A 7800-nucleotide genomic window follows, 5' to 3' on the forward strand; every position below is an offset into this window, starting at 1 on the left:
GCTTCTTCTCCCGGCGGGCCTTGACGACCTCGATGACGATCGGGATGAACGAGATCAGCACGATGAGGATCAGCATGAGCTCGATGTTGTTGTGCACGAACGAGATCTGGCCGAGGAAGTAGCCGAGCACGGTGACGCCGCTCGCCCACGCCACGCCGCCGATCGCCGAGTAGGCGAAGTAGCGCTTCGGGTCCATCCGGCCGACGCCAGCCATCGCGGTGATGAACGTGCGCACGATCGGCACGAACCGCGCCATGACGATGGCCCGCGCGCCGTACTTGTCGAAGAACTCGTGCGTCTTGTCGACGTACTCCTTGCGGAAGAGCTTCGAGTCGGGCTTGCTGAACAGCGTCGGCCCGGCCTTGGCGCCGATCCAGTAGCCGCAGACGTTGCCCGCGAACGCGCACACCGTGACCAGCACGCACACGATCCACAGCGGGGTGGCGATGGCGCCGCTGGCGACGAACAGGCCCGCGGTGAACAGCAGCGAGTCACCCGGCAGGAAGAACCCCACGAGCAGGCCGCACTCCGCGAAGACGATCAGGCACAGCACCGCGAGCGCCCAGCCGCCCATCCCCTCGAGGATGACGTTGGGGTCCAGCCAGGACGGCAGGAGGGACATCGTGTGCACGGAGGCAGTAGCTAGCGTCACGGTTGTCAAGGTACCGAAGCATTCTTAAAGGAGGGTTAGGAGTCCGACCACCGCGCCCGCCGCCAGACCGAGTAGGAGCGCCAGCAGGATGACCCAGCCGACCGCGATCCGGCCCTCGGGCTCGAGCTGGGTGGTCCGGTCGGCCACCCGCAGCCCGCGCACGGTCGGCGGGTCGGCCGGCGGAAGGCGCATCCCGCTGCCGGAGAGCAGGCCGTAGCTGCCGAGGACCGGGCTGGTGAGGTCGGTGTGCTCGGGTCCCGGTAGCGGCGTGCGGGCCGCGTGCGCCCGCAGCGCCTCGGCGACCAGCCGTTCCGGATCGTCGGTCACACGGTGACGCTATACCCAGGCGCCGCGGTGCATGACCGCGCTCGGGTGCAGCGTCTCGTCGAGCAGTACCAGGTCGGCGGCGTACCCGGCGGCGATCCGGCCGGTCACCGTGCCGAGCCCGAGCAGCTCCGCGGGCCGGGTCGACGCGGCGGCGACGGCCTCCAGCACACCGAGCCCGCAGCCGTGGACGAGGTTGCGGAACGCGGCGTCCATCGTGAGCGTGCTGCCGGCGAGCGACCCGCCTCCGGCCAGCGTCGGGATGCCGTCGGTGACCGTGACCTCGAGCCCGCCGATGTCGTAGACCCCGTCGCCGGCGGCCGCGGCCGAGATCGCGTCGGTGATCAGCACGGTCCGGCCGGCACCCGCGTGCCGCGCGGCCAGGCGGACGACGGTCGGGTGCAGGTGGACGAGGTCGCAGATGAGCTCGACCGTGACCCGCTCGTCGTCGAGGAGCGTGCCGATCGGCCCGGGCTCGCGGTGGTGCAGCGGGCGCATGCCGTTGAAGAGGTGGGTGGCGACGCTGGCGCCGGCGTCGACGGCCGGGATCACGTCCTCGGCCAGGGCGTCGGTGTGACCCACCGCGGCGAGCACCCCGGCGTCGACTAATCGCTTCACGGCCGGGACCGCGCCGTCCAGTTCGGGCGCGATGGTGACCATGCGGATGGCGCCCTTGCCGGCGCTGAGCAGCAGGTCGACCGAGGTGGCGTCCGGGGGCCGCAGGACCGCGGGGTCGTGCGCCCCGCAGCGGGCGGCGGACAGGAATGGGCCTTCCAGGTGGATGCCGGCGATCAGCCCGTCGGCGACCAGCTCACGCAGGACGGCCACCTGCTCGACGAGCTCGGGGACGGGCCGGGAGACGAGGCTGGCGAGCATCGTGGTGGTGCCGTGCCTGCGGTGCGCGTCGACCGCGTGGCGGACCTGGGCGGGGTCGAGGCTGGTGAAGGCCGCGCCGCCGCCGCCGTGGCAGTGGATGTCGACGAACCCGGGGACGACCCAGGCGCCGCCGGCGTCGGTCGGGCGGGCATCGGCGCGGTCGGGCGGATCGCCGGCGCCGACCGCGCTGATCGCGCCGTCCTCGACGAGCACCCAGCCGGGGTCGAGCACGCCGTCCGGCGTCGCCACCCTGGCCCGGGCGATCAGCTGCGCTGCCATGCCACTCCCCTTGAACCGCCGACTCTCGACTATTGGTCTATACCATAGCGGTACTGGACCGGTTGGGGACTATTCACAAGATACCAATGAGATTGGTTCGTGGGTAACGGTCAGCTCACGTTCTGCGCCGAGCCAGCGAACCCACGACGAAACCACCGAGCACCCCACCGATCCCGAGGAGCCCCGTGACCCACGGCCGCCCCCAGTCGAAGAGAAACGCGACCACGACGACGACCACGTAGGCGGCGGCCATCTCGGCGAGCAGCAGCCCGGCCTCCCGCGCCCACCGCTGCCGACCGGACGTGCCTCGACTCACCGGAGCCTCCATAACGGGTTATCCACAACCCCAGACTTATCCACAACCAAGATCCACAATCCCGAAATCGTCACCCCCTACCGATAGAATGGAGTCATCGGGGTGCCCCCGGAGAGGGCGGGGGCTGCATCGCGCACGCGCGCGAGCCCCTTCGGACAGGGGTCGCGAGCCGTTTCAGGCCAGTGCGCAGGGAGTTTGCGGGCGTGCGGATTTCACGTTCGCGGCGACGAGGTCGGATCCGTCGGGTGCGGTCCGAGGCGTGGCGATGAGGTCCGGGCGTGTCCCGGCAGCGCTGGCGCCGAGTCGAGGCGTCCCGGAAGCCGGTCGGGCAGTGGGCGACGATCAGTTGGGCGTGCGCATGATCTTCTGGAGGGCGTCCAGGGCACGGCTCGCCGTGGACTTCACGGTCCCCTTCGAGATCCCGGCCGCGTCGGCGATCTCCGCTTCGGACAGGTCGCCGTAGTAGCGCAGCACCAGCACCTCTCGCTGGCGCGGCGGCAGCTGGGACAGCGCCCGCACCACCGACTGGTGCTCCGCCGTCAGCATGGCCAGGCTCTCCGCCGACCGGGCGTTCACCTGATGCGGCGGCGTGTACTCGCGCGCGGTCTTGCGCCGCCGCAGGACGCTTCGCGAGCCGTTGACCACGGCTGTCCGCAGGTAGCCCAGCGCGGCGGCCGCGTCCCGGAGGTTGCCCCAGTTGCGGTGCAGGCCCGTGAACGCCTCCTGCACGACGTCCTCCGCCGTGGCCGGCTCGTCGACCAGCAGCAGCGCCAGCCGGACCAGGCGCATGCGGTGCGTCCGGTACAGGTCCTCGAGCGTGAGCGGCGCCGGCTCCTGGCCGGGTACGGCGAAGCTGCCGGTGTCGATGGCCCGCAGATGCCCGAGCGTGCGCTCCACACTTCGCTCGGCGCTGCCCTCGAACCCGCTCAGCCCGTCCCCTGCCACGCGGAAACCGTACCGGTCCCAGGGTGGCGCGGACAGCGCCAGTAGCGTGCGATCAGCGCCGCCGAGCCGAGGGAGCCCGCCGATGGTCTGGTTCACCGTCGAGACCACCTACGTCGAGGACCGCGACAAGCTCGCCGCCGTGCGGCCGCGGCACCGCGAGTACCTGCGGCGGCTCGCCGACGAGGGCCGGGTGACCGGCGCGGGACCGTGGTCCGACGACTCCGCCGGGTTCACGGTCTACCGGGTCGAGGACCGCGCCGAACTCGACACGCTCCTCGACGAGGACCCGTACACCACCGAGGGCGTCGCCGCGGCGCGGACCGTCCACGAGTGGAAGCTCATGCTCGGGCAGTGGGCTCAGTAGGTCCCGCCCAGCTTGCGGTGGTCCCAGCTGACCACCTTCGTCGGCGTGCAGATCAGGCCGATCCGCTTCGCCGCCTGCACCCGCACGAACTGGGTCGCCGCCGTGGCCACCTCGGTCTCGCCGCTGTTGTACCGGCGCATCAGCTCGGTGCCGATCAGCGCGACCTTCTCGGTGTCCTCGACCAGCTCGACGTCGCACTCCATCGACACGCCACGCAGCTGGTCGTAGCTCTCGCCGGTCTCGATCAGCACCGTCGCCTGGGGGAGCTTGCGCAGGTTCGCCGCCTTCTGCGAGCTGGCGTAGGTCCACGTCGCGAGCCCGTCGCCGCGCGGGACGTACCAGAGCGGCACGACGTGCGGCCGCCCGTTCGGGCCGATCGTCGCGATGTTGGCGACCTTGCCGTCGGCGAGGAAATCCTTGATCTCCTCAGGGGTCATGACGATCTGGGCCCGTCGCGACATCCGTGTCTCCCGCCTGCTGGTGAGCCTCGGTTATAGCGCACCGGAGCTGCGTGCCGCAGCCCTGGCGCCGGGCCCGACCAGGCTCGACTCGGTCGCACCCCGCTCGGCGATGTCCGCGAGCGCCGCCTCGTCCGCGGCCGGCACGAGCTTGCGCGAGGTCAGCTCCACGACTCGCGGCACCAGCGCGCGGACCAGCTTGACCACGCCGACCCAGCCCGGCACGTGTACCACCCGCGCCCGCGCGGCGATCCCCGCGCTGATCAGGTCGACGGCCACCGACAGCGGGTAGGTCTTGCTCGCGAACCCCTTGTTCGCCCGGCGCAGCGGGCCGAACACCGGGTGCTGGTCGGCGTTGTTGACCATGTCGGTCGCGATCCACGTCGGGTGCGCCACGCCGACGCCGACGCCGAGGTGGCGGACCTCCGCGCGCAGCGAGTTCGCGAACGCCTCGACACCGGCCTTCGCCGCCGAGTAGGCCGCGTTGCCCGGGATGTGCACGATCGCCGCGGCCGAGGACACCAGCAGCGCGTAGCCGCGGCTCTCGATCAGGTGCGGGAGCGTCACCCGGACGGTGCGCCACACGCCGAGCAGGTCCACGTCGATGACTCGCTCGAACGCCTTGCGGTCGATGGACCGGGTGAAGCCGGTGGCCGCGATGCCCGCGTTCGCCAGCACGACGTCGATCCGCCCGTACCGCTCGACGACCGCCGCGACCGCGCGCTCGAGGTCGTCCCACTTGGTCACGTCGGCCTCCCACGAGCCGGCGTCCGGCCCGCAGTCCGCGGCGACCTTCGTGAGCTCGGCTGCCTCCAGGCCGACGAGCGCCAGCTTCGCGCCGCGGGCGGCCAGGTCCCTGGCCACGCCGGCGCCGATGCCCCGGGCCGCCCCGGTGATCAGCACTACCTTGCCGCGCACGCTGCGTCGCCTGCCGAACATGTCGCCTCCTCGTCGGATGCCCCGGCCCGAACTTACCACCAGTAACCTACTGGGAGTAGATGGCGGATGTGGACCGGATGTTTACGCGGGACGGCTGTATGTCACAGGGTGTCGGTGGGCGACTGTCCGAGGTCATGGAGCGCCTCCTCGACCGCCGGCCGGTCTGACGGGCATCCGGTGCGGCGATCGGGAATTGACGCTCGCCCGGCCGGGTTGTCTTCGATAACCGTCGAAGACAATGGAGGGTTGCGCATGGACATCGGCAGGCTCGGACTGTGGGAGACCGGCACCTGGGCGGAGTTCCAGAGGCCGGAGGTACTGGCGGAGCTGGAGGACCTGGGCATCGGCGCGGTGTGGCTGGGCGGCTCGCCGCCGGCCGACCTGCGGATCCCGGAGCGACTGCTGAGCACCTCGAACCGGCTCGTCGTGGCCACCGGCATCGTCAACGTCTGGGACGCGCCGCCCGAAGTGGCCGCCGAGTCCTACCATCGGCTCTCCTCCTACGCCGACCGCTTCCTGCTCGGCATCGGCGCCGGCCACCGCCCGATGGTGGGCGAGGCCTACACAAGGCCCTACGAGAAGCTCGTGAGCTACCTCGACGCCCTCGACGAGGGCGGTGTGCCGGTGGCCGGGCGGGTCCTGGCCGCGCTCGGCCCCAAGGTGCTCAAGCTCGCCGCCGAGCGGACCGCGGGCGCCCACCCCTACCTCGTCACGCCCGCGCACACCTCGCAGGCCAGGGAGATCCTCGGCGCCGGGCCGCTGCTCGCGCCGGAGCAGAAGGTCGTGCTGAGCACCGACCCGGCCGCCGCCCGCGAGCTCGCCCGCCGGCGCCTGGCCGTCTACCTGACCCTGCCGAACTACACCAACAACTGGCGCCGGCTCGGCTTCACCGACGACGACCTGGCCGGCGGGGGCAGCGACCGCCTCGTCGACAGCATGGTGGCCTGGGGCGACGAGGACGCGATCCGCACCCGCGTCAAGGCGCACCACGCGGCCGGCGCCGACCACGTCGCGCTGCAGGTGCTGAACCCGGACAAGCTGGCCGTGCTGCGCGTGCTCGCACCGGCGCTGGCCTGACGTGGGCCCGGAGGGCATTCCCCGGCCCTGCCCGGGCCGGGCTCAGCAGGCGATGGCCGGTTGACCAGGCCGGTCAGACCCTTGCTCAGGCGGCGACCTCGACGCCGTGACGAACCGCGTGGCGACGCACGACGGCGCCGTCATGGGGTGCTCGTAGGATTTGCCTCGAAGGCCCAGTCCAGCCCCGAGGAGGACGTTCCGATGCCCATCGCCACACCCGAGGTCTACGCCGAGATGCTGGACCGGGCCAAGGCGAACGAGTTCGCATTCCCCGCCATCAACGTGACCTCTTCCGAGACGCTCAACGCCGCGCTTCGGGGCTTCGCCGAGGCCGAGAGCGACGGCATCGTCCAGGTCTCGACCGGCGGCTCGGAGTTCGCCTCCGGCACCAAGGTCAAGGACATGGTCACCGGGTCGGTCGCGCTCGCCGAGTTCGCCCAGGTCGTCGCCGCGAAGTACCCGGTCAACATCGCCCTGCACACCGACCACTGCCCCAAGGACAAGCTGGACGGCTTCGTCCGGCCGCTGATCGCGATCAGCCAGGAGCGGGTGGCCGCCGGCAAGGAGCCGCTGTTCCAGTCGCACATGTGGGACGGCTCGGCCATCGACCTCGACGAGAACCTCAAGATCGCCGCCGAGCTGCTCGACCAGGCGGCCAAGGCGAAGATCATCCTCGAGGTCGAGATCGGTGTCGTCGGCGGCGAGGAGGACGGCGTCGCCCACGAGATCAACGAGAAGCTCTACACCGCCGACGGTGACTTCCTGAAGACCATCGAGGCGCTCGGCGCCGGCGAGAAGGGCCGCTACCTGCTGGCGGCGACGTTCGGCAACGTGCACGGCGTGTACAAGCCGGGCAACGTCAAGCTGCGCCCGGAGGTGCTCAAGCGGGGCCAGGACGTCGCCGCCGAGAAGCTGGGCCTGCCGCCCGGGTCCAAGCCGTTCGAGCTCGTGTTCCACGGCGGGTCCGGCTCGCTGCTGGAGGAGATCCACGAGGCGCTCTCCTACGGCGTGGTGAAGATGAACATCGACACCGACACCCAGTACGCGTTCACCCGCCCGGTCGCCGGGCACATGTTCGTCAACTACGACGGCGTGCTCAAGATCGACGGCGAGGTCGGCAACAAGAAGGCCTACGACCCGCGCAGCTACCTCAAGGCCGCCGAGCAGGGCATGGCCGCCCGGGTCACCCAGGCCTGCGAGCACCTCAAGTCGACCGGCCGGATGCTGGCCGGCTGAGCGTGTGCCTGCCCGGCGCGGTTCGCCGCGTCGGGCAGGATAGCGGCATGACGCTGCAAGAGAACCTGTTCGGCGGTCCGCCCGCGACGCAGCTGCCGGACCGCCCGGAGCCGCAGTCCGCCCTGGAGTCCGGCACCGAGCCCGCCAAGGTGGTCACCCGGTGGCCGGACTTCAGCGAGGGCTGGGCGGCGCTCGCCGAGCTGGCCCTGACGGAGAACAACCCGGTCGCCGCGTACGCATACGCGCGCACCGGCTACCACCGCGGGCTGGACCAGCTGCGCCGCGCGGGCTGGAAGGGCCACGGCCCGATCCCGTGGTCGCACCGCCCGAACCG

At 71.4% G+C, this 7800-nt stretch carries 11 protein-coding genes; 4 read left to right on the top strand and 7 right to left on the bottom strand.

Features of this window, described 5'->3' with window-relative positions:
- From VGD70_RS20085 to VGD70_RS20105, 5 genes are all read right to left on the bottom strand, one after another.
- Positions 1 to 652: DedA family protein (locus VGD70_RS20085; protein ID WP_331083512.1), on the bottom strand; the 652-nt coding region annotated here is incomplete at its 3' end.
- Between the two features lie 24 nt (positions 653 to 676).
- Positions 677 to 979, bottom strand: coding sequence for a hypothetical protein (locus VGD70_RS20090; protein WP_331083514.1), 303 nt, complete (start codon positions 977 to 979; stop codon positions 677 to 679).
- Positions 980 to 988: 9 nt separating this feature from the next.
- Positions 989 to 2131, bottom strand: coding sequence for an N-acetylglucosamine-6-phosphate deacetylase (nagA, locus tag VGD70_RS20095; protein ID WP_331083516.1), 1143 nt, complete (start codon positions 2129 to 2131; stop codon positions 989 to 991).
- 115 nt (positions 2132 to 2246) lie between these two features.
- Positions 2247 to 2447 carry a hypothetical protein gene (locus VGD70_RS20100; RefSeq protein WP_331083518.1) on the bottom strand — a complete coding sequence of 67 codons (201 nt, stop codon included), beginning with the start codon at positions 2445 to 2447 and terminating at the stop codon, positions 2247 to 2249.
- A 342-nt stretch (positions 2448 to 2789) separates the two neighbouring features.
- Entirely contained in the window at positions 2790 to 3392 is a 603-nt protein-coding gene (locus VGD70_RS20105; protein WP_331083520.1) for a SigE family RNA polymerase sigma factor, read from the bottom strand.
- A gap of 82 nt (positions 3393 to 3474) precedes the next feature.
- Between VGD70_RS20105 and VGD70_RS20110 the strand changes: the two genes are divergently transcribed.
- A complete protein-coding gene (locus tag VGD70_RS20110) occupies positions 3475 to 3756 on the top strand; it encodes a YciI family protein (RefSeq protein ID WP_331083522.1) in 282 nt (93 codons plus the stop codon).
- On the opposite strand, the gene VGD70_RS20115 is transcribed toward VGD70_RS20110, so the two are convergent.
- A complete protein-coding gene (locus VGD70_RS20115) occupies positions 3750 to 4217 on the bottom strand; it encodes a pyridoxamine 5'-phosphate oxidase family protein (protein WP_331083524.1) in 468 nt (155 codons plus the stop codon). The two genes, VGD70_RS20110 and VGD70_RS20115, sit on opposite strands and share 7 nt — an antisense overlap.
- 30 nt (positions 4218 to 4247) lie before the next feature.
- Positions 4248 to 5153: a short-chain dehydrogenase/reductase gene (locus VGD70_RS20120; protein WP_331083526.1), complete on the bottom strand. Its 906-nt coding sequence runs from the start codon at positions 5151 to 5153 to the stop codon at positions 4248 to 4250.
- A 246-nt stretch (positions 5154 to 5399) separates the two neighbouring features.
- Here VGD70_RS20120 and VGD70_RS20125 point away from each other — a divergent pair, with 246 nt between their 5' ends.
- The 3 genes from VGD70_RS20125 to VGD70_RS20135 all read left to right on the top strand — a co-directional run.
- Complete coding sequence (locus tag VGD70_RS20125) at positions 5400 to 6230, top strand: LLM class F420-dependent oxidoreductase (RefSeq protein ID WP_331083528.1); 831 nt, start codon at positions 5400 to 5402, stop codon at positions 6228 to 6230.
- Between the two features lie 201 nt (positions 6231 to 6431).
- Positions 6432 to 7466, top strand: coding sequence for a class II fructose-bisphosphate aldolase (gene fbaA / locus VGD70_RS20130; RefSeq protein ID WP_331083530.1), 1035 nt, complete (start codon positions 6432 to 6434; stop codon positions 7464 to 7466).
- A 47-nt stretch (positions 7467 to 7513) separates the two neighbouring features.
- On the top strand, positions 7514 to 7800 hold a 287-nt coding region (locus VGD70_RS20135; protein ID WP_331083532.1), incomplete at its 3' end, for a DUF3151 domain-containing protein.

It is taken from the genome of Actinophytocola sp., from assembly GCF_036402745.1.
Lineage (GTDB): Bacteria > Actinomycetota > Actinomycetes > Mycobacteriales > Pseudonocardiaceae > Actinophytocola.

Excerpts from the sequence above, each read along its gene's own strand:
- VGD70_RS20120 (WP_331083526.1), bottom strand. The coding sequence starts at position 5,153 with ATGTTCGGCAGGCGACGCAGCGTGCGCGGCAAGGTAGTGCTGATCACC.
- nagA (WP_331083516.1), bottom strand. The coding sequence starts at position 2,131 with ATGGCAGCGCAGCTGATCGCCCGGGCCAGGGTGGCGACGCCGGACGGC.
- VGD70_RS20110 (WP_331083522.1), top strand. The coding sequence starts at position 3,475 with ATGGTCTGGTTCACCGTCGAGACCACCTACGTCGAGGACCGCGACAAG.
- VGD70_RS20115 (WP_331083524.1), bottom strand. The coding sequence starts at position 4,217 with ATGTCGCGACGGGCCCAGATCGTCATGACCCCTGAGGAGATCAAGGAT.
- fbaA (WP_331083530.1), top strand. The coding sequence starts at position 6,432 with ATGCCCATCGCCACACCCGAGGTCTACGCCGAGATGCTGGACCGGGCC.